Here is a 20,486-nt window from a genome sequence, read left to right on the forward strand (position 1 = left end):
CAGTGCCGGCCCAGGCTGCGCCTTCCGGCGCAGGTGCCGGTGCTGTCGCCGTCGACATCGGCCGGGCCGCTGCCGTGCTGGAGCCCGGCCTCGACCGCCCGGTGAGCCTGGTCGGCGCGCGCCTGTCGGCCGCTGCCGCGGCGCTGCTGCTCGTGGTCGGCGCGGGGGTGACGTGGTCCGTGTTCGGCACGCTGCCGCACACCCTCGCGCTCGACGCCGTCGTGGCGCACGGCACAGCCCCGGTGACGGTGCGGGCCGCGGTGCCCGGCGCGGTGGTGTCGCTGCGGGCGCGTCCCGGTGAGCAGGTCGCCGCCGGGCAGGCGGTCGCCGTGCTCCGTGGGGCGGACGGCCGCGAGACCGACGTCCGCGCGGCCGAGGCGGGCACCGTGACGGCGGTGCTCACCGCGCCCGGCAGCGTGCTGGCGCCGGGAGCGCCCGTGGTCGCGCTCGACGCGACCGGCCGTCCCGCGACCGTGCGGCTGTTCGCCACGACTGCCGCGGAGGCACGGGAGCTCGTGCCGGGCCGTACCGTGTCGGTTCCCGTGCCCGGTGCGGGTGCGGTGCGCGCGGTCATCACGGCCGTCGACCTGCTGCCGGTGCGTGCCGATTCGCTGGACGGCACGCTGGCGGTGCCGCTGCCCGGTCTGCCCGTGGGAGCCGCGCCGGTCTGGACGGCGTACGCCGACCTGCCCGTCCTCTCAGGCCGGCCCGTCCCCGTACTGCCGGGGCCGCTTCCGGTGTCGGTCGCGCTCGACCTCGGCGCCCGCCATCCGTATCAGGCCGTTCTCGGCAAGGGGGCCGCGCGATGAGCCTCGACGTCCGGGACACCTCCGCACGGCCCCGGCCCCCCGAAACCCCTGCCCCGGAAACCCCTGCCCCGGAAACCCCGGCAACCCCGGCAACCCCCGAAGCCCCGGCCGCCGAAGCTCCGCCCGGTGCGGCCCGCACGACGCCGGACGCCCGGCCGAAGCGGCGCCGGCGGGACTCCCGCCCCCGCCGTTACCTGCGCACCCCGGTGGTGCCGCAGATGGAGGAGCAGGACTGCGGCGCGGCCTGCCTCGCCGTCGTGCTGGGCGCGTTCGGCCGTCGGGTCACGCTCCAGGAGGCGTCGCGGGCGTGCGGTGTCAGCCGCGACGGCGTGAGCGCGGCGGCGGTGGCCAAGGCGGCCGGCCGGTACGGGCTGGTCGCGCGGGGCCGTCGGGTGGTGCGCTCCGAGGAGGGGCGGCTGCTGGGCCTGGAGCGGGTGCCGGTGCCGTCGATGGTGCTCGTCACCGGCCCGCACTTCGCGGTCTTCGAGGGCGTGCGGCGCGGCCGGGTCCATGTGAACGACCCGTCGCTGGGCTCGTACTCGGCGACTCCGGCGGAGTTCTGGGAGTCGTTCGCGGGGATCGCGGTCGGCTTCGAGCCGGGGCCGGAGTTCGAGCCGGGCGGCCGCAGGTTCCCGTTGCTGCGGTCGTTGGCCGGGCGGATGCGCCCGTTCGCGGGGCCGTTGGCGCTCGCGGTGGTGCTGGCGGTGCTGCTGGCCGTTCCAGGGGTCGCGGCGGCGTTCCTGCTGCGCGCGTACCTCACGTCGGTGACCGTCGGCGGCACCACGGCGTGGGCGCTGCCGCTCACGCTGACGGCCGCCGCGGTGGCCGGCGCGGTGCTGCTCGGCACCTGGCTCCAGCAGACCGTGGTCAACCGGGTGCTGGAGGCGATGGCGGCCCGTTCGTCGTCGGGGTTCCTGTGGCGGATGCTGCGCCTGCCCGGTTCGTTCTTCCACCGGCGCCAGCTGGGCGGCCTGGTGACGCGGGTCCAGATGAACGACGGTCTGGCGACGCTGCTCTCGCACCGGGCGGCGGGTGCGGCCGCCTCGGCCGCGGCGGCCGCTGTGCACCTGGGGGCGCTGGTCTGGCTGGAGCCGCGGCTCGCGGCGGTGCCGGTCGTGGTGGCAGGGCTGGACGTGCTGGCGCTGCGTACGGCCGACCGGCGGCGCGGCGGCCTGGTGCACCGGCTGCACGCCGAGCAGTACAAGCGTGACGGTGTGGCGTTCGCCGGGATCTCCGCGATCGAGACGGTGAAGGCCGAGGGCGCGGAGGACTCGTTCTTCCGGTCGTGGGCCGGCTGGCAGGCGCGGGCGATGGAGACCGGGCAGAAGGTGACGTCCGCCGTCATCGTCCCGCTGTCCCTGCCGGGTGCGCTCAACGCGGCGGCCAGTGCGACGGTGGTGGTGGCCGGCACGTCGATGCTGCTCGGCGGCTCGCTCTCGATCGGCACGCTGCTGGCCTTCCTGCTCCTGTTGAACGGCTTCCTCCTGCCGGTCGGCCAACTCGTTTCCGCGGGGTCGGAGTTCACGGTGGCCCGGGCGCAGAACGCGCTGCTGGAGGACGTCGAGACCACCGAGCCCGACCCGTACCTGGTGCCCGTGCTCGACGCCCCCGCCGAACCTGCCGTGCTCACGGGCGCGTTGGAGCTGCGGGACGTCGCCTTCGGCTACGACCCGAACCGGCCGCCGACGCTGTCCGGCATATCGCTGACGATCCGTCCGGGCGAGTGGGTCGCGGTCGTGGGCACCAGCGGCAGCGGCAAGTCGACGGTCGCCCGGCTCGCCGCCGGCGTGCTCCGGCCGTGGAGCGGCGAGGTGCTGCTCGACGGGCGGCCCCGCGACGACTGGCACCGCGCCGTGGTGACCGGCCAGGTCGCCTATGTGGAGCAGCAGTTGAGGCTCTTCGAGGGCTCGGTGCGGGACAACCTGACGCTGTGGAACCCGGCCGCCGACGAGGACGCCCTGCACCGCGCGCTCGACGACGCCCAGGCCGCCGAACTCGTGCGCAACCGGGGCGGGCTGGACACCGGACGCATCGAGGAGGACGCCCGCAACCTCTCCGGCGGCGAGCGCCAGCGACTCGAACTCGCCCGTGCGCTCGCCCTCGACCCGGTGCTGCTGGTGCTGGACGAGGCGACCTCGGCGCTCGACGCGCACACCGAGGCGGTCCTCAACGCGAACCTGCGGCGCCGCGGCACGACCTGCCTGGTGCTGGCGCACCGGTCGAGCACCATCCAGGCCGCGGACCGGGTGGTGGTGCTCGCGGGCGGACGGATCGTCCAGCAGGGCACGCCGGCCGAACTCGCCGCAGTCCAGGGCCCGTACCGCACGCTGCTCGCCGACCGCGCGGCCGCCGTCGGCGCCGCCACCGCCACCGCTGCCACCGCCACTGATGCTGCCGGCGCCGACGCCGTCGGCACGGGCGCCACCGCGACCGCCACCGAGGAGGAGGCATGACCCCCACGGCCACGGCCGCCCCCGTCACCACCCCTGACCCCGTCACCGCCCACGCCTCCCCGGCCGGCCCCGCCGTCGCCACGAGCCGGCCCACCCCGGCCGACACCGCCGCCGCGAACCGCGCCGCCCTGGCCGCCGTCGTCGGCGAGCTGCAGCACGGCCGCCCCGGCCGTCGCGGTGCTCGTGGTGCGGTGCTGCCCGGTCCGGCCACGCCGGCCGACCGGGCCCGTGCGGTGCTGGCCGCGCTCGGGGTGGAGGTGCCCGCGGAGCTGCCGTCCGCGGTGCGGACCGCCCGTGACCCGCTGACCGTGCTGCTGCGGTCGGCCGGGATCCGGCACCGCCCGGTCACCCTGCCGGACGGCGACCCGTCCGGAACGGCCGGGCCGATGGTCGGGTTCGCCGCGGACGACGGCCGCCCGGTGGCCCTGGTGCCGCGTCCGGCGGGCGGCCACCGCCGGGTCGACCCCGGCGGCCCGCCGGGTGCACGCCACACCCCTGCCCTGCGGCCGCGCACGCTGCTGCTGTACGCGCCGCTGCCGGCGGGGGAGCTCGGCCCGGCCGCGCTGGCCCGGTTCGTGCTGGCCGTGCCGGGGGCGCGCCGTGATCTGGCGCGGCTGACCGCGGCGGGTCTGGTGGCGGCGCTGCTGGGCCTGCTGGTGCCGCTGAGCACGGGTGTGCTGCTGCCGCAGCTGCTGGCGGCGGACCGGCACCCGGTGCGGTGGCTGGCGCTGCTGCTGGCGTCGGCGGTGGTGGCGTCGTGGCTGCTGGTCCTCGTCCGCAACACGGCAGCCGTCAGGCTGACCGGGCGGGTGCAGAGCGCGTTGGAGCCCGCCGTCTGGGACCGTCTGCTCGGTCACGACGCGCGTTTCTTCCGCGATTTCACGACCGGTGATCTCGTGCACCGGGCGAACGCGGTGGCGCAGGCACGGCAGGCGCTGTCCGAGGTGCTGGTGGGGGCGGTGCTCGGGGCGGTGTTCGCGACCTCCGGGCTGACGGTGCTGCTGCTGGTCGATCCGTGGCTGGGCGGGCTGCTGCTGCTCGCCGTGCTGGCCGTGACGGGGCTGCTGCTGGCCCTGGGGCGGCGCCGGCAGCGGCACGAGAGCACCGTGTTCGCGTTGCACGGGCGGCTGCACGGTGTGCTGTACGGGCTGCTGCTCGGCATCGACAAGGTGCAGGCGGCGGGCCGTGAGGTGCAGGCGTTCGCCCGGTGGGCGGTGCCGTTCGCGGCGCAGAAGCGGGCCGATGCGGCCGCGCAGCGGGCGGACGGCGCGGCTGCGGCGCTGACGGCGGCCTTGCAGCCGGTGCTGCTGGCGGTGCTGCTGGCGGGGGCGACGGCGGCGGGTGACACCCCGTCGGGGCACCTGATGGCGGCCGGTGTGGCGGCGGGCCAGGTGGCGCTGGCGCTCGGCCAGGTCACGCATGCGGCGGCGAGCGCGTACGGCATCGCACCGGTGCTGGACAGGCTGCGGCCGATCCTTGCGGACCCGCGGCCGGCGGACCGTCCGGAGGCGCTGGCGGATCCCGGTCCGCTGCACGGCGGGCTGGCGCTCGACAGGGTGTCGTTCCGCTATCCGGGCACGGCCGCGCCCGCCCTGGAGTCCGTGTCGCTGCACGCGGCGCCGGGGGAGATGGTGGCGGTCGTGGGGCCGTCCGGGGCCGGCAAGTCGACGCTCGTCCGGCTGCTGCTCGGGTTCGAGCAGCCGTCGTCGGGCGCCGTCCGGTACGACGGCCGCGACCTCGCGACCCTGGACGCCCGGCTGGTGCGCCGCCAGCTGGGCGCCGTCCTCCAGCACGGCCGCATGCTGCGCGGCTCGCTGCTGGAGAACCTCGCCGGCACCGACACGGAGGTGACGGAGGAGCAGGTCTGGGCGGCCGCCGGGCTGGCCGGGATCGCCGACGACCTGCGGCGGCTGCCGCTGGGCCTCGGCACCCGGATCGGCGAGGACGCCCAGGGCTTCTCCGGGGGCCAGGTGCAGCGCCTGCTGCTGGCGCGCGCCCTGGTCCGCCGTCCCGCCGTGCTGCTGCTGGACGAGGCGACGTCCGCGCTCGACAACGCCACCCAGCGCCGGGTCGCCGAGGCCGTCGCGGGTCTCGACACCACCCGGGTCGTGATCGCCCACCGACTGAGCACCGTCCGCACGGCCGACCGCATCCTCGTGCTCTCCGGCGGCCGGGTCGCGGCCACCGGCACCTACGACGAACTTCTCGGCACCGACCCGTTGTTCACCCGCCTCGCCCGACTCCAGGAGATGTGAGATGTCGCTCGACCTGCAGACCTGGCTCCTCCCCGCCGACCCCGACGGCGACAGCGCCTCCGCCGGCGGCGCCGCCCGGCTGCTCCCCGGCACCCCGCGGGGCGACGAGCGCCTGCGCGCCCTGGTGGCCGCCGCCGCGTCGTTCGACGACCGGGCCGCCGCCCGCCCGGACGGCAGTACGGTCTTCGCCCCCGATCCGGAGGAGGACCGGCGCGGCCGGGCCGCCGCCGTCGACACCTGGCTGCGCCGGGCGGCCGGCGAGCACGGCGGTGCCGGCGTGCTGCTGGAGCACCTCGCGGAGACCGGCCGTCCGCTCGGCGACGGGCTGCGCCCGGTGGTCCTGGCCGACCCGGCGAAGCTGCCGTCGTGGGCGCGGGCCCTGGTGGCGTTCCTGCGGACGCTGCCGGCCGCGCCCACCCCGGAGTCGGCCGCCCCCGGCGCGCTCACCGCGGCCTTCGCGGCCTCCGCGGCGGCCCTGCTCCCGGACGGCCCCGGCGGCATCCTGGGCGTGCCGGTGACGGACCGGGCCCGGGCGGACCTGGCGGGCACGCTCGTCGCGCGGCTCACCGAGGCGTGCAACCTGTCGCTCTGCCACGAGCTGCAGGCGACGACCGGGCGTCCCCGGGCGACCGACTGGGACACCGCCGGCGGCCTGGACACCTCCGCGGACGGCTGGCTGGCCCGGCTGGAGCGGCTGCCCGCGCTGGCGTACCTGGTCGGCACGGTGTGCCGGCAGTGGCAGCACGTGCAGACGGAGATGTTCGCCCGGCTGGCCGCCGACCGCGCGCTGCTCGTGGACCGGCTGTGGGACGGCACCGACCCCGGCCCGCTGGAGGAGGTGCGCGGCGACGCCGGCGACCGGCACGCGGGCGGCCGTTCGGTGTCGCTGCTGCACTTCGCGGGCGGGCAGGCCGTGGTCTACAAGCCGAAGGACATGCGCCACGCGACCGCCTACCTCGACCTGGTGGCCCGGCTCAACGAGGAGCTGTCGCTCGACCTGCCGCTGCGCACCGTGCTGCTCCGCAGCGACCGCGGCGACGACGGCCACGCGGCCTCGCTCGCGGCCGACTGCGAGAGCGACTACGGCTGGGAGGAGCTCGTGCCGCACCGTCCGTGCGCGGACCGCGGCGGCTTCGCCCGCTTCTACCGGCGGCTCGGCATGACGATCCGGCTGGTGCAGCTGCTGGAGGGCCGCGACCTGTGGGCGGACAACCTCCTCGCGGACGGCGAGCACCCGGCGCTGATCGACCTGGAGTGCCTGCTGTACCCGCGGGTGCAGGCGCCGCCGGTGATCAGCGCCGAGCAGCACGGACTGCTGGACGACCTGGAGTCGACGGTCGTGCGCACCGCGATGGCCTTCCAGGCGTGGACGCCGGCCAAGCACGGCGGCGCCCTCGACATCGGCTGCCTCTCGCGGATCGGCGGCCTGGAGGTCGCCCCGGGCGTGCCCGCCCTGCCGCTGCCGCCGTACCGGCCGGTGCACGACGGGGAGACCGCGGACCCGTGGGAGTACACGGACGAGCTGACCGCGGGCTACCGCGAGATGCACGCCGTGCTGCACGCCCTGCGCGGCGAACTCGTCTCCGCGGAGGGCCCGCTGGCGCCGTTCCGGGGCATCTGGGTGCGCTACATCTGGCGGCACACCTGGGACGGCTACAAGATCCTGCGGGCCTCCACGAGCCCGCTCGCCCTGGACGACGGCGCCACCCGCGAGACGGTCATCGCGGGCGCCCTGCACGGGGCCGTCACGGCCCGCGCCGGCGACCCGGGCCGCGGCGACCTGCTGGAGGTCGTGCTCGCCGAGCTCGACTCGTACCGCGTGATGGACATCCCGTTCTTCCGCTCGCTCACCACCTCCTCGTCGGTGTTCACCGCGGACGGCCGCGAGATCCCCGGCCACTTCCAGGGCACCGGCTGGCAGCGCCTCCAGCACCGGGTCGCCGAGCTGGACGGCTTCGACCTGGACGCGCACCTCGCCGTCCTCACCGGCTGCATCGACGCGGCCCGGGCGGGCACCGAGCAGCCGCTGCCCGCGTCCGCCGCGGACCGTCCGCGCAGCTCCGCCACGCCCGCCGCCGGGGAACTCCTCGGCCACGCCGTGCGGATCGGCGACCGCATCCTCGCCGACCGGCGCGGCCGGGGCTGGCTCGGCCAGAGCTGGTACCCGGGCACCGGCCTGCGGCAGGTGGAGGTGCTGGGCCTCGACCTGGTCACCGGCACCCCCGGCATCGCCCTGCTGCTCGCCGAACTCTGGGCCGCCACCGGCGAACCCCGCTTCCACCGGGCCGCGCTGCAGACCCTCACCGCCGCCGCCGACCTCATCGACCCGGACGCCCCGCGCGGGTTCGCCTTCGCCGCCGACAGCCGGCTCGCGGCCGGGGCCCCCGTGCCCGGCGGCCTGGCCGGCCCCGGTTCGCTGATCCACGCCCTGGCCCGGGCCGGGGTGCTGCTCGGCGAGCCCGCCCTGCTGGGCCGCGCCCAGGCGCTGGTGCCGGGCGCCCTCGCGGTGGCGACCCCGGCCCCGGCCCGGCCGGGACGCCCGGTGCGCACCCCGCAGGCCGACACCCCGCTCGGCTCGGCCGGCCTGCTGTTCAACCTGCTGCGGCTGCGCCGGGCGACCGGCGCCGGTCACGCGCCGACCGAGGACGGCATCCGGGCGCTGGCCGCGGCCGCCCTCGACGCCCTCGGTGCCGCGCCCGACGAGGACGCCGCCGACAACGGCTTCCTCGACCTCGTCCCGGCCGGGCCGGACGCGATCGCCGCGGCCCTCGCCCGGACGGTCGCCGAGGCGCCGGGCCTCCTCGCCGCGCCCGACACCGTCCGCGAGCGACTGCGCGGACACCGCTTCACCACCGCCACCCGGGCGGGCCGGCTCGCCTGCCTCGACACCGCCGTGTCGCTCGGCGCGGGCGCCGTCGACCCGGCCGAACTCGGCGCCCTCACCCCGCCCGTGGGCACCCGGCAGATCGCCGGCCGCACCACCCGCGACCTCGTGGCGACCGCGGGCGAGGCCCTCACCGCCGCCGAGGCGGGCCTGCTGCACACCCTGCCGGAGTCCTCCGACACGCTGCTCGCCGGGCCGTTCTACGACGGCCGGGAGGCCGCCGGGCTGCTCGTCGGCGAGCTGCTCGCCCGGCACGCCGCCACCGGCCGCTGGTACCCGGACCGGGCCGCCGACGACCGGGTCAACCTCGGCGCCCTCGACGGCACCGCCGCCGTCGGCCTGCTGCTGCTGCGCCTGCTCGACCCCGCCACCGCCCCGCTCGCGACCCTGCGCTGACCGCCCCGACCACCTGAGGACCTGCCATGTCCGACTCTCCCGCGATCGGCTTCAAACGCCACTACACCCCGTACGTCGTCGACGGCGAGGCCGTCTACCTGGTCTCCGAGCGCGGTGTCTCCGTCGTCGACGGCGGGCTCGCCCAGGCGCTCGCCCCGCTGCTGGACGGCACCCGGACCGCCGAGCAGATCGGCGCCGAACTCAGCGGCACCGTGCCGGTGGAGAAGGTCATCGGCGCCGTCGACCGGCTGCGCGCCGGCGGCTACCTGGCCGCCGCGGGCCCGGTCGACGACCGGGCGGGGGCCGCCTACCTGGAGATGGCGGGCCTCGACGGCGCGGCCGCCACCGCGGCGCTGCGCACCGCACGCACCCGGGTCGAGGTGCACGGCGACGTCGACCCGCAGCCGTTCCTCGCGGCGCTGGCCGCGGCGGGCGTCACCGCCGACGACGACGCCGAGTTCACGGTCGTCCTCACGGACGACTACCTGCACCCGGGGCTGGCCGAGCGCGACCGCCTCGCCCGGGAGAGCGGCCGCCCCTGGCTGCTGGCCCGGCCGGTCGGCTCGATCGTGTGGGTCGGCCCGGTCTTCGTGCCCGACCCGGCAGGGCACACCGGCGGCCCCGCGGAGGGCGCCACCGGCTGCTGGGAGTGCCTGGCGCACCGGCTGTCGGCCAACCGCCAGTCGCTCAGCTACCTGCGGCACCGGCTCGGCCAGGACGGGCCGATCCCGACGTCCGGTGCGCACCTCGCGCCGAGCCTCGGTGCCGGTGCGCAGCTGGCGGCCCTGGAGGCCGTCAAGTGGCTGGCCGGGGTGCGGCCTTCGGAGCCGGTGGTGCTGACGCTGGACACCGTGCTGCTGGAGACCGAGCGGCACCGTCTGGTGCGGCGGCCGCAGTGCCCGGCGTGCGGCGACGCGGGCCTCGTGGCGGAGCGGCAGTCGGCGCCGGTGCGGTTCGAGAGCCGGCCGAAGGCGTTCACGGCGGACGGCGGCCACCGCTCGGCCTCGCCGGAGGACATGCTGGAGCGCTACCGGCCGCAGCTGTCGCCGGTCACGGGCGTGGTGACCTCGCTGGTGCCCGCCGCCCGCACCCCCACCGGCCTGCGGGTCTACGTGTCGGGGCAGAACCTCTCCCGGCAGAGCGGCGACCTGCGCCAGCTCCGCAACGGGCTGCGGTCGGTGAGCTGCGGCAAGGGCCGCACCGACGTGCAGGCCAGGGCCAGTGCGCTCGGTGAGGCGATGGAGCGGTACTCCGGGGTCTTCCAGGGGGACGAGGCCCGCCGCCGGGCGAGCTTCGCCGAGCTGGGCGACGCGGCGGTCCACCCCGCGACGACGCTGCTCTACAGCGACCGGCAGTTCGAGGAGCGGGCCCGCTGGAACGCCCGCCGTTCGATGTTCAACACCGTGCCCGAGCGGTTCCGCGAGGACGAGCGGATCGAGTGGTCGCCCGCCTGGTCGCTCACCCGGCAGTGCACCCGCTGGCTGCCCACCATGTCGCTGTACTACGGCTACCGGCACCGCGACGGCTTCTTCGCCGCGGGCGACTCCAACGGCTGCGCGGCCGGCACGTCCTTCGAGGACGCCGCGCTCCAGGGCTTCCTGGAGCTCGTCGAGCGCGACGCCGTCGCCCTCTGGTGGTACAACCGGGTGCAGCGGCCCGCGATCGACCTCGACGCCTTCGGCGACCCGTACATCGACCGGCTGCGCGACGTGTACCGGGGGCTGCGCCGCGAGATCTGGGCGCTGGACCTCACCGCGGACCTCGGCATCCCGGTGGTCGGGGCGTTCTCGCGGCGCACCGACAAGCCGACCGAGGACGTGCTGATCGCCTTCGGCGCGCACCTCGACCCGCACATCGCGCTGACCCGGGCGCTCACCGAGATGAACCAGTTCCTCGGCCCGGTCGCGGGCGACGCGGAGGGCCGGGTCACCTACGCGGGCGCCGACCCCGAGCAGAAGGCCTGGTGGACGTCGGCGACCGTCGCCAACCAGCCCCACCTGCTGCCCGACCCCGCCGCCCGGCCGTCCGGACCCGCCCGCTGGCCCGTGCTGGCCGGCGACGACCTGGCCGACGACCTGGCGCTCGCCCGGGGCCTGGTGGAGGCCCGCGGCCTGGAGTTCCTCGTGCTCGACCAGACCCGGCCGGACGTCGGCCTGCCGGTCGCCAAGGTGATCGTGCCCGGCATGCGGCACTTCTGGGCCCGCTTCGCCCCCGGCCGGCTGTACGACGTGCCGGTGGAGCTCGGCTGGCTCGACCGGCCGACGCCGGAGGAGGAGCTCAACCCCGTCCCGATCTTCATCTGACGACGCGCGGGCCGCCGCTGCTGCTGCGGCGGTCCGCCCAGCCCGGAAGAGGTACCTCGCATGACCGTGATCGACCAGCTGCCGCCCGACCTCGCGACCGCGGGCGGGCCCCTGCGCCGGATGCTGCGGCTGCGGCCCGAGGTCGTCGTCACCGCCCAGGGCGACGACCTGGAGATGAGCCATCCCTGGGGCCGCCAGCGGGTGCACGCCCTCGGCGCCGAGACCGTCGCGCTGCTCGACGAGCTCACCCGCACCGAGATCGACGTCGACGACCTGCCGGCCGGCGGCCGGCTGATGCACCTGCTGCACCGTTTCCCGTACCTCGTCACCACCACGCTCGCGGACCCGCTGGGCGTGCCGCTGGCCACGGCGGTGCCGATCGCCCGGTCGGCGACGCTGCCGGGCCTGGCCCGGCCGACGGGCACGGCGGTGCTGTCGCGCTTCGCCTACCTGCGCCGGCTGCCGGAGGAGCACGCGGGGGCGTGCGTGCTGGAGTCGCCGGTGGCGCCGTTCCGGCTGACGCTGCACCGGCCGGCCGCGGGGGCGTTCGTCGCGGCGGTGACGGCGTCGCGTTCGGTGGCGGAGGCCTCGCTGCTGGCCGGGCTGAGCACCTCGGCGGGGGAGGCGCTGGCCGGGCTGCTCGCCGGGGCGGGCTTCCTCGACGAGGGCGCGCAGGGCGAGCCGCCGCTGTGGGACTTCCACGACCTGCTGTTCCACGCGCGCAGCCGGCCCGGCCGGCACGACTACCCGAGCGGCGGCATCTTCGCCCACCCGGAGGTCGCCCAGCTGCCGGCGATCCCCGGCACGGGCCCGCGCGAGGAGGGCGCCGGCATCGACCTGCCGGTGCCCGACTGGGACGAGGTGCTGGCCCGCGACCCCGCCCTGAGCGAGGTGCTGGAGGGCCGCCGCTCGGTGCGCGCGTACGCGGACACCCCGGTGACGCTCGACCAGCTCGGCGAGCTGCTCTACCGGGTGGCCCGGGTGCGCCGGGTGATCCCCGGCGACCCGGCCGACCCGCACGGCTACGACATCGTCGACCGGCCCTACCCGGCGGGCGGCGCCACCGGGGAGCTGGAGGTCTACCTGTCGGTGGTGCGCTGCGACGGCCTGGTGCCCGGCGTGTACCGCTACGACGCGGCGGCGCACCGGCTGCGGCCGCGGCCGTTCTCCGGGCCGGGCGACGAGGCGGCGTTCCGCGAGCTGATGACCTCGGCGTGGCGGGCGACCGGCTGCACGGTCGACCCGCAGGTGCTGCTGACCGTCACCTCGCGGTTCGGCCGGCTGTCGTGGAAGTACAGCCAGATCGCGTACGCGCTGACGCTGAAGCACGTGGGTGTCGTCTACCAGACGCTCTACCTGGTGGCGACGGCGATGGGCCTGGCGCCGTGCGGACTCGGCTCGGGCGACACGGACGCGGCGGCGCGGGCCCTCGGCCTCGACTGGACGGCGGAGTCGTCGGTCGGGGAGTTCCTCATCGGCAGCCGTCCGGCGGGTGTGCCGCGGACGGCGCGCGGCTTCGCCGACATGGTCGCGCAGGCGAGGGGGGAGTAACGGCGGCGGCAGCACATGCGGGTGCCCCGCCGAAGGGGCGGGGCACCGGGACGGGAGCGGTCAGAGCCAGCCGCGCTCGCGGGCGATGCGTATGGCGTCGCAGCGGTTGCGGGCGCGGGTCTTGGCGATCGCCGCGGACACGTAGTTGCGCACCGTGCCGGGGGAGAGCGACAGGGCCGCCGCGACCTCGTTGATGCTGGAGCCGTCGGCGACGTGCCCGAGCACGGTGAGTTCGCGCGGGGTGAGCGGCACGCCGCCGCTGCGCACCACGTCGACGACCAGCCGTGGGTCGTACACCCGTCCGCCGCGGGCGAGTTCGCGGACGGCCGCGATGAGGGCGGCCGGCGGCACGTCCTTGAGCAGGACGCCCGGCACGCCGTCGGCGACGGCCCGCTGCAGGTCGGCGGTGCGCGGCTGCCCGGTGAGCAGGAGCACGGCGGCGGCCGGGGCCCGGTCGCGGATGAGGGCGGCGGCGGCGGGCCCGCCCGGTCCGGGCAGGTCGGGGTCGAGGACGACGACGGCGGGCCGGGTGCGGGCGGCCTCGGCGGCGGCCTCCTCCGCGGTGGGCGACTCGGCGACCACGGCGAGGTCGCTCTCCCGGTCGAGCAGGGCGCCGAGGCCGGAGCGGAACAGGTGGTGTCCGTCGGCGAGCAGGACGCGTACGGCGGCGGTGGCGCCGTCGGCGGCCGTGGCCGCGGGGCGCAGCGGGCTTTCCAGGACGGTGGTCATCCGGCTACCTCGGTGGCGTCGACGTCTCGGTGGGGGCTCGGAGGTCCGCGGGCCGGTTCAGCCCCAGCCCCAGGTGTCCTGGTGGCCGGTGGGCAGCGGGGGCGGCGGGGTGGTGGTGGAGGCCGGTGCGGGGGTGCCGGGCGCGGTCGGTGCGGTGGTGGGGGCGCCGTCGGCCGTCAGGACGGTTGCCGGCCCGGTGCTGCCCGTCTGTGCGGTGGCGGCGACGCCGGTCAGAACACCGAGGCCAAGAGCGACAATCGTGATGAAACGGACCTTCTGCGACATGGGGATGCCCGATCCTCTCGCGTTCGGCTGTGCCCCGGGCTGCTTCCGGGACCTGTGGTGTGCGGCGGTGGTGACGGTGGCCGGCGTCCGGGCCCCGTGGGGGGCTGCTGTCCCGGTCGTCCGGCCGGTCGTTTCCGCCGACACCATGAGAGTGGCGGCCGGGGGTGGTCCGTGTCAGCACGCGGAGCTGGCACCAGAGTGCCGTGACACCCTGAGGCCAGCCCGGGCGGGTCCGGGCCGGACCGGGCGGGTGCGCCGGGGCGGTGCGGCCGGAGAGGTGCCGGAGCAGGTCGGCCGGGCGGGTGCGGTCAGGGCCGGGTGGGCAGTCCGTGCAGGCCGAGGGCGATCCAGGTGTCGGCCTCGCAGGTGTGCAGCTCCCAGCCGCTCAGCGTGCCGCCCTCGCCGGTGAGTTCGCCGCAGGCGTCGCGGAGCCCGTCCTCGGCCTCCAGCAGGGAACGGGCGGCGACGAACACCACGGCGTCGAGCTCGCCGGCGCCCTGCCGGATGCGGGCATGGCCGATCCGGGCGGGCGCCCGGAGCCCGCGCTCCAGGCCGGCCCGCACGGCGGGCGCCGCCGGGGGGCGGAGCGGGCGGCCGCCCCGCGCCTGCAGGCGGACACGGATCGCATACACGTGACCAGCCTGACGGATCGACAACGCGCCCGGTGCCGGGTGCCGGTGTCAGATCTGCGCCAGGCAGCAACATGCCACCACCAGGTTCCCCGGGGATCCGCGGTCCGTTACGGTGGGCGGCGCGCGACGGGGGCGCGTCCTTCACCGTTCATCCACGGGACCACCCCGCTTGTCCGCAAAAGTGTTCTACCTTCGGGCGAGTGACGCTATGCTCACGCCCTGTCGGATCCGCCGGTCAACTCCGGTCACAGGAGGGTGTGATGGTGTCCGCACTGCTGGTGGCGTGTTGGTGAGCGGGATCCCGCCGATCGGTCTCGACCCGTTCGGGGAAGCGGTCTACCGGACGATGCTCCTGCACCCCGAGCTCGACACCGGCGGCATCGCCGAGCGCCTGGAATCCGCGGAGGCCGACGTCCGTGCGGCACTCGACCGCCTCGCCGACCTCGCCCTCACCCGGCCGACCGGCTCCTCGGACCGCTGGCGCGCCGTCAACCCCGAACTCGGCCTCGCCACGTTACTCGCCCGTCAGGAGGCCGAGGCCGCCCGGCGCCAGCAGGAGATCGAGCGCAGCCGGGCCGCGATGGCCGGCCTGATCGCCGAGTACGCCAGCGTCCACGCGCCCGCGAACCAGCCCGGCATCGAGCTCATCAGCAACCTCGACGAGGTGCGCGACCGGCTCGTCCAGCTGGCGTCCGACGCCGCCGCCGAGGTGCTGTCCTTCGCCCCCGGCGGCCCGCAGCCGCCGCAGGTCATGGAGGCCAGCCGCACCCTCGACCAGCAGACCCTGGAGCGCGGCGTCCGGATGCGCACCGTCTACCAGGACAGCGTCCGCAACGACCCCGCCACGGTGCAGTACGCCCGCTGGCTGCACGGGCTCGGCGGCGCCGTCCGCACCGTGCCGACCCTGCCGCTGCGCATGATCCTCGTCGACAACGCCACCGCCATCGTCCCGATCGACCCGGAGGACGCGCGCAAGGGCGCCGTCCTGCTGCGCAGCCCCGGGGTGATCGCCGCCCTGCGCGCGCTCTTCGAGCAGGTGTGGGAGCAGGCCAGGCCGCTCGGCGAGGGGGTGACGCGCGGCCCGCACGGGCTGACCGCGCAGGAGCGCGAGCTGCTGCGGCTGCTAGCCGAGGGACTCACCGACGAACGGGCCGGCCAGCGGCTGGGCGTCTCGCTGCGCACGGTGCGCCGCATGATGGCGGACCTCATGGTGCGGATGGACGCCCGCAGCCGGTTCCAGGCGGGCATCCAGGTCGCGGCGCTCGGCTGGATCGGGGAGACGACGGCCCGCTGAGCCGTCCGCCGGCCGCCGGGCGGCCCGCACCTCCGGCCTTCCGGGCACGTTCCCGGCCCCGTCGGGCCGTGCCCGGAAGGCCGTCGGAGGGCGGGCGGGATGCCTGGGCTGCTGGCCGGCGCCCGGCGCCGGTATCGTACGGGCGTCATCGCATCACCCAGAAGGAGCAACTCCCAGATGGACATCGACAAGGCCAAGGCGTCGTTCGACCGTTTCGACGTGAACGGCGACGGCTACATCTCGCCCGAGGAGTACTCCAAGGTCATGGCCGAGATGGGCGACCCGTACGTCACCGTCCCGATGGCCCAGGCCCTCATCGCCAAGGCCGACACCAGCAAGGACGGCCAGCTGAGCTGGGACGAGTTCTGGACGGTCCAGAAGGGCTGACCCGGCTTCCGGGGCCCGGCCCGCCGAGGGGTGACCCCGGCGGGCCGGGCCCTGCGCGTCCGGCGGCGGGGGCCCGGCCGGGGCCGCGTCTCAGCCGTCGCGCAGCAGCCGGCCGAGGCCCTCCCTCGTCGCGGCGACCACCACCAGGTCGCCCGCGCCGAGCACCCGGTCGGCGGGCGGGCTCCAGCGCAGCTCCGGCCGGACGGTGTACGGGAACGCCAGGTCGCGGGAGCGCTCGTCCGGCGAGACGGTGTCCAGCGCCAGCACCTGCCAGGCGCCGGGGCGCTGCGCCGCGGCGACGGTGCGCCCGACGAGCTCCGGGTGGTCGCCGACGTCGACGGCGGCGACGAGCAGCACCTGCCGGCCGACGGCGATCGCCCCGAGCACCTGCCGGCCCATCATCGCGGTGGCGAAGGCCGGCGCGGAGAGGAACGAGACGCTGTGGCTGCGCGTCTCGGCGTGCGGGTAGGAGTCGCGGAGCGCCCGGTAGACGTCGCCGGCGAAGTCGTCGTCGAACAGGCCCATGACCACGCGCAGGTCGGGGTTGCACTCGCGGGCCGACAGCGCGGCCTCCAGGTTGGTGGAGTCGTTGCTGGTGAGGGCCAGCATGGCCCGGGCCCGGCCCACCTTGGCGGCCTCCAGCACGCCTTCCTGGGTGGCGTCGCCGAGCACCACGGGCACGCCGTACGCGCGTGCCCGGGCGACCCCGCGGGCGGTCGGGTCGCTCTCGACGCAGACCACGGGCAGGTCGAGTTCGCGCAGCCGGTCGAGCACGCGGCCGCCGACCCGGCCGAGGCCGAGCACGACCACGTGCCCGGAGATGCCGCGCGGCGGCCTGCGGAGCGCCGAGGCGGCCCGGAAGGTGCCGAGCGCCTCCAGCGCGAGGGCGGTGAGCAGCGGCATCAGCAGCAGGCCGCTCAGGGCGGTGAGGATCTGCAGGACCTTGCGCGCGGGGGTGTCGGCGGTGGCCGGGTCGGCGATGGCGATGACGTCGAGCACGGCGAGGTAGGCGGTGTGCAGCGGGTTCTCGCCGGTGAGCGCCGAGGTGAGGCCCGCGAAGACGGCGAGCAGGGCGGCCAGCGAGCCCAGGGCGATCCGCAGCCGGGGCGAGAAGAGGGCGGCCAGCGGGAGGCCGGAGAGGCCGGGCAGCCGTCGGCGCCGGCGGTTCTCCTCGGGGTGTCCGAGGAGTTCGAGCACGAGGCGGCGCCCGCCGTCGCCCGGTGCGTCGTCCGGCCCGGGCAGCAGCACGGCGGGCCGGGTGCGGTCGGTGCCGGGCAGGTGGGCGAGGGTGGCCAGCTCGGTGCCCTGGGTGCGGCCGTCCGGGGCGAGTTCGGCGGCGCGCAGCAGCCGGCCGTCCACGTGCACCACGGCGGGGTGGCCGGACACGGCGGCGGAGACCAGGGCGGGGGCGGCGGTCGCCGAGGTGGAGAGCACGGTGGTGGAGGCCTCGGCGCCGGGGGTGCCGGGTGCGCTGCGGGCGGCCGCGGCCCGGTCGAGCAGCTGCCCGACGCGCTCGCCGAGCCGCCGGTTGTAGACCCGCAGCACCAGCCGCACGCCGGGGTTGAGCCGGCGGGCGCGGAGCGCGGCCTGCACGTTGACCTGGTCGTCGGCGCCGGTGAGGGCGAGCGCGGCGGCCTGCCGGACCCCGGCCTCCACGAGGACGGCGGTGGTGGCCTCGGGGGCCTCCACCACGCGGACGGGCAGGCGCCGCTCGGTGGCGAGGGCGGCGATCTGCGGGCCGTGGCCCTCGCGCAGGGAGCGCACCACGACGGTGACCGGCCGCCCGTAGAGCGTGGTCAGTTCGACGGCCAGCCGGTAGGCGAGGGTGTCCTGGCCGCAGACGATCATGTGGCCGCCGCTGCCGGGGCCGTCGTCCGGTGCGCCGCCGGCGGCCTCCTCGGCCCGCGGGGGGCCGGGGACGGGCTGGATCGGCAGGGCGGGGACGGGCCCGGTGGCGGTGGACATGCCGCCATCCTGCCGTGCGGGCCGACGGCAACGCGATCTTCGTCCGGCATCGTTGACGTTTCGTCACGTGCGTCGCGTACGCCGTGCCTTGCCGTGCCGCGCCGTCCGGCGGCCCGGCCGCGGGCGGGGCCGGGCCGGACGCGTCGGGCCGGACGTGTCGGGAGGGGGGCGTCGGGCCGGGTGTGTCAGGCCGTCCCGGCGAGGGCGGCGGCGAGCCGTTCGGCGGCCACGACGAGCCGGTCGGTGCCCTCCGCGGCGCCGAAGCCCACCCGCAGGTGCGGGGCGGGCGGCTCGGCGGTGAAGTAGGCCCGGCCGGGGGTGACCGCGGCGCCGGCGCGCAGGGCGGCCGCCGCCACCGCGTGCGGGTCGGTGCCGTCCGGGAGGCGCAGCCAGAGGTGCTGCCCGCCCGAGGGGAGCGTCGCGGGCAGCAGCTCGGGCCGGAGCCGCTGCAGGGTGCCGGCGAGGGCGCGGCGGCGGTCCTGCAGGGCGCCGGAGAGCGCGCGCAGGTGGTGGGCCCAGGCGGGGGCGCCGACGAGTTCGAGGGCGGCGTCCTGCAGCGGGCGGGGCACGAAGAAGCTGTCGACGGCCTGCACGGCGCGGAGCCGTTCGAGGGCCGGGCCGCGGGCGGCGAGGGCGGCGACCCGCAGGTTCGGCGAGGTCGGCTTGGTGAGCGAGCGGACGTGCACCACGACGCCGTCCGGATCGTCGGCCGCCAGCGGCGGCGGCGGGGGTGCGGCGTCGGCGTGCACGAGGCGCCGGGCGAAGTCGTCCTCGACGACGAACGCCCCGGCCGCGCGGGCGATGCGCAGCACCTCGGCCCGGCGCGCGGTGGAGAGCACCGCGCCGGTCGGGTTCTGGAAGAGCGGCTGGCAGGCCAGCACCCTGGCCCCGGTGGCGGCGAAGGCGTCGGCGAGCAGGTCGGTGCGCACGCCGTCGGCGTCCACCGGCACGGGTACGGGACGCAGCCCGGCCGCCCGGGCGACGGCCAGCAGGCCCGGGTAGGTGGGCGACTCGACGAGCACGGGGGCGCCGGGGGCGGCGAGCGAACGCAGCGCGGTGGTGAGGGCGCTCTGGCCGCCGGCGGTCACCAGCACGTCGGCGGCGCCGATCGTGCCGCCGATGTCGCGGGCGAACCAGGCACGGAGTTCCGGCAGGCCCTCCAGCGGCGGGCGGCTCCAGGCGCCGGGGCGGCGGCCGGCCCGGGCGAGGGCGGCGGACAGCGCGCGTTCGGGCTGGAGCGAGGGGTGCAGGTAGCCGCCGTTGAGGTCGACGACCTCGGGGGGCTGCAGGGCGAGCGCGCCGAACACGCCGGTGGCGTCTGCGGAGCGGGCCGGCGGCACGCCGGCCTCGGCGCTCAGCGCGACCTCCTGCCAGCTGGTGTCGCCCGCGGCCGGGACGGCGGGCTGCGGCGCCGCACGGAAGACCCCGGCGCCCGGCCGGGACACGACGAGGCCGTCGGCGGCGAGCAGGGCGATCGCCCGGGCGACGGTCACCGGGCTCACCCGGTGGCGTTCCATCAGCGCCCGGCTCGACGGCAGGCGGCCGCCGACCGGGTAGCGGTCCAGATCCTGGCGGAGGATGCGGGCGAGATCGGCCTCACTGCTACGCTCGTGCATGACAGCACACGATAGCGCTATCCTCTCCCGCCCGGTAGCGGTCGGCGGCACCGCCCTCGCGGCCCTGGGCGTGCTCTGCTTCTCCTTCAGCTTCCCCGCCACCGCGTGGGCCCTGACCGGCTTCGGCCCGTGGACGGCCGCCGGCCTGCGCGGCGTGCTGGCGGCCGCGGTCGCCGCGGCGGTGCTGCTGGCGGCCCGCGCCCCGCTCCCGGACCGCCGCTCCTGGCCGGGCCTGCTGACCGTGGCGGCCGGCTGCGTGGTGGGCTTCCCGCTGCTGACCACCCTGGCCCTGCAGACCTCCTCGACCGCGCACTCGGCGGTGGTGATCGGGCTGCTGCCGCTCGCGACGGCGGTCTTCGCCGCGCTGCGCACCGGGGCGCGGCCGTCCCGCACGTTCTGGTGGGCGGCGCTGGCCGGTGCGGCGGCGGTGGGCGCGTTCACCGTGCAGCAGAGCGGGGGCGCGGTCGGCCGCGCCGACGTCCACCTGCTCGCCGCGCTCCTGGTGTGCGCCGCGGGGTACGCGGAGGGCGGGCGGCTGGCCCGCGTGATGCCGGGCCGGCTGGTGATCGCCTGGGCGGTGGTGGCGGCGCTGCCCGTGTCGGTGCTGACCGCGGCGGTGGCGCTCGCCGCCGAACCGGTGCACGGGGGACCGCGGGCGCTCGCCGGCCTCGCCTACACGGCCGCCGTCTCGCAGGTCGGCGGCTTCGTGGTCTGGTACCGCGGGATGGCCCGCATCGGCGTGCCGAAGGCCAGTCAGCTGCAGCTCGCGCAGCCGCTGCTCACGCTGGGCTGGGCGGTGCTGGTGCTGGGGGAGCGGCTCTCGCCGGCGGCGCCGGTGGCGGCGCTGGCGGTGCTGGCCTGCATCGCGGCCACCCAGCGGGCGCGCGGCTGAGGCGGGCCCGCCGGGCGGTGGCGGGTGGAGCGGGC

The 20,486-nt window shown here is 77.2% G+C and carries 14 protein-coding genes; 9 read left to right on the forward strand and 5 right to left on the reverse strand.

Going from position 1 to position 20,486, the window contains the following annotated elements:
* Positions 1 to 2 precede the first annotated feature (2 nt).
* Genes SNE206_RS03230 through SNE206_RS03255 form a run of 6 tightly spaced genes read left to right on the forward strand, consistent with a single transcriptional unit; the run spans position 3 to position 12,651 of the window.
* A complete protein-coding gene (locus tag SNE206_RS03230) occupies positions 3 to 809 on the forward strand; it encodes an acetyl-CoA carboxylase biotin carboxyl carrier protein subunit (RefSeq protein ID WP_407911779.1) in 807 nt (268 codons plus the stop codon).
* Positions 806 to 3,262: an ATP-binding cassette domain-containing protein gene (locus tag SNE206_RS03235; protein ID WP_407911780.1), complete on the forward strand. Its 2,457-nt coding sequence runs from the start codon at positions 806 to 808 to the stop codon at positions 3,260 to 3,262. Before SNE206_RS03230 ends, SNE206_RS03235 begins: the two co-directional genes overlap by 4 nt.
* Positions 3,259 to 5,517, forward strand: a complete 2,259-nt coding sequence (locus tag SNE206_RS03240; protein ID WP_407911781.1) for an ATP-binding cassette domain-containing protein — start codon at positions 3,259 to 3,261, stop codon at positions 5,515 to 5,517. The genes SNE206_RS03235 and SNE206_RS03240 overlap by 4 nt, the downstream gene beginning before the upstream one ends.
* Position 5,518: 1 nt before the next feature.
* Positions 5,519 to 8,797 (forward strand): type 2 lanthipeptide synthetase LanM, encoded by a 3,279-nt coding sequence (locus tag SNE206_RS03245; RefSeq protein WP_407911782.1) that lies wholly within the window; start codon positions 5,519 to 5,521, stop codon positions 8,795 to 8,797.
* Positions 8,798 to 8,823: 26 nt separating this feature from the next.
* Complete coding sequence (locus SNE206_RS03250) at positions 8,824 to 11,100, forward strand: TOMM precursor leader peptide-binding protein (RefSeq protein WP_407911783.1); 2,277 nt, start codon at positions 8,824 to 8,826, stop codon at positions 11,098 to 11,100.
* 60 nt (positions 11,101 to 11,160) lie between these two features.
* Positions 11,161 to 12,651: a SagB family peptide dehydrogenase gene (locus SNE206_RS03255; protein ID WP_407911784.1), complete on the forward strand. Its 1,491-nt coding sequence runs from the start codon at positions 11,161 to 11,163 to the stop codon at positions 12,649 to 12,651.
* 60 nt (positions 12,652 to 12,711) lie between these two features.
* Here the strand turns inward: SNE206_RS03255 and SNE206_RS03260 are convergent, their stop codons facing one another.
* The 3 genes from SNE206_RS03260 to SNE206_RS03270 all read right to left on the reverse strand — a co-directional run bounded on the left by SNE206_RS03260 (position 12,712) and on the right by SNE206_RS03270 (position 14,297).
* A complete protein-coding gene (locus SNE206_RS03260) occupies positions 12,712 to 13,380 on the reverse strand; it encodes a response regulator transcription factor (RefSeq protein WP_405010847.1) in 669 nt (222 codons plus the stop codon).
* 57 nt (positions 13,381 to 13,437) lie between these two features.
* On the reverse strand, positions 13,438 to 13,665 hold the full coding sequence (locus tag SNE206_RS03265; RefSeq protein WP_407911785.1) for a hypothetical protein: 228 nt from the start codon (positions 13,663 to 13,665) through the stop codon (positions 13,438 to 13,440).
* Between the two features lie 308 nt (positions 13,666 to 13,973).
* On the reverse strand, positions 13,974 to 14,297 hold the full coding sequence (locus SNE206_RS03270; protein ID WP_407911786.1) for a hypothetical protein: 324 nt from the start codon (positions 14,295 to 14,297) through the stop codon (positions 13,974 to 13,976).
* Positions 14,298 to 14,586: 289 nt separating this feature from the next.
* Here SNE206_RS03270 and SNE206_RS03275 point away from each other — a divergent pair, with 289 nt between their 5' ends.
* Complete coding sequence (locus SNE206_RS03275) at positions 14,587 to 15,591, forward strand: LuxR C-terminal-related transcriptional regulator (protein ID WP_407911787.1); 1,005 nt, start codon at positions 14,587 to 14,589, stop codon at positions 15,589 to 15,591.
* Between the two features lie 177 nt (positions 15,592 to 15,768).
* Complete coding sequence (locus SNE206_RS03280) at positions 15,769 to 15,978, forward strand: EF-hand domain-containing protein (protein WP_407911788.1); 210 nt, start codon at positions 15,769 to 15,771, stop codon at positions 15,976 to 15,978.
* A gap of 90 nt (positions 15,979 to 16,068) precedes the next feature.
* On the opposite strand, the gene SNE206_RS03285 is transcribed toward SNE206_RS03280, so the two are convergent.
* Both SNE206_RS03285 and SNE206_RS03290 read right to left on the reverse strand, forming a co-directional pair.
* Positions 16,069 to 17,943, reverse strand: a complete 1,875-nt coding sequence (locus SNE206_RS03285; RefSeq protein ID WP_407911789.1) for an NAD-binding protein — start codon at positions 17,941 to 17,943, stop codon at positions 16,069 to 16,071.
* Positions 17,944 to 18,128: 185 nt separating this feature from the next.
* Positions 18,129 to 19,559, reverse strand: coding sequence for a PLP-dependent aminotransferase family protein (locus tag SNE206_RS03290; protein ID WP_407911790.1), 1,431 nt, complete (start codon positions 19,557 to 19,559; stop codon positions 18,129 to 18,131).
* Here SNE206_RS03290 and SNE206_RS03295 point away from each other — a divergent pair.
* Positions 19,558 to 20,451: a DMT family transporter gene (locus SNE206_RS03295; protein WP_407911791.1), complete on the forward strand. Its 894-nt coding sequence runs from the start codon at positions 19,558 to 19,560 to the stop codon at positions 20,449 to 20,451. The genes SNE206_RS03290 and SNE206_RS03295 overlap by 2 nt on opposite strands.
* The last annotated feature ends 35 nt before the right edge of the window (positions 20,452 to 20,486 follow it).

It is taken from the genome of Kitasatospora sp. NE20-6 (assembly GCF_045862635.1).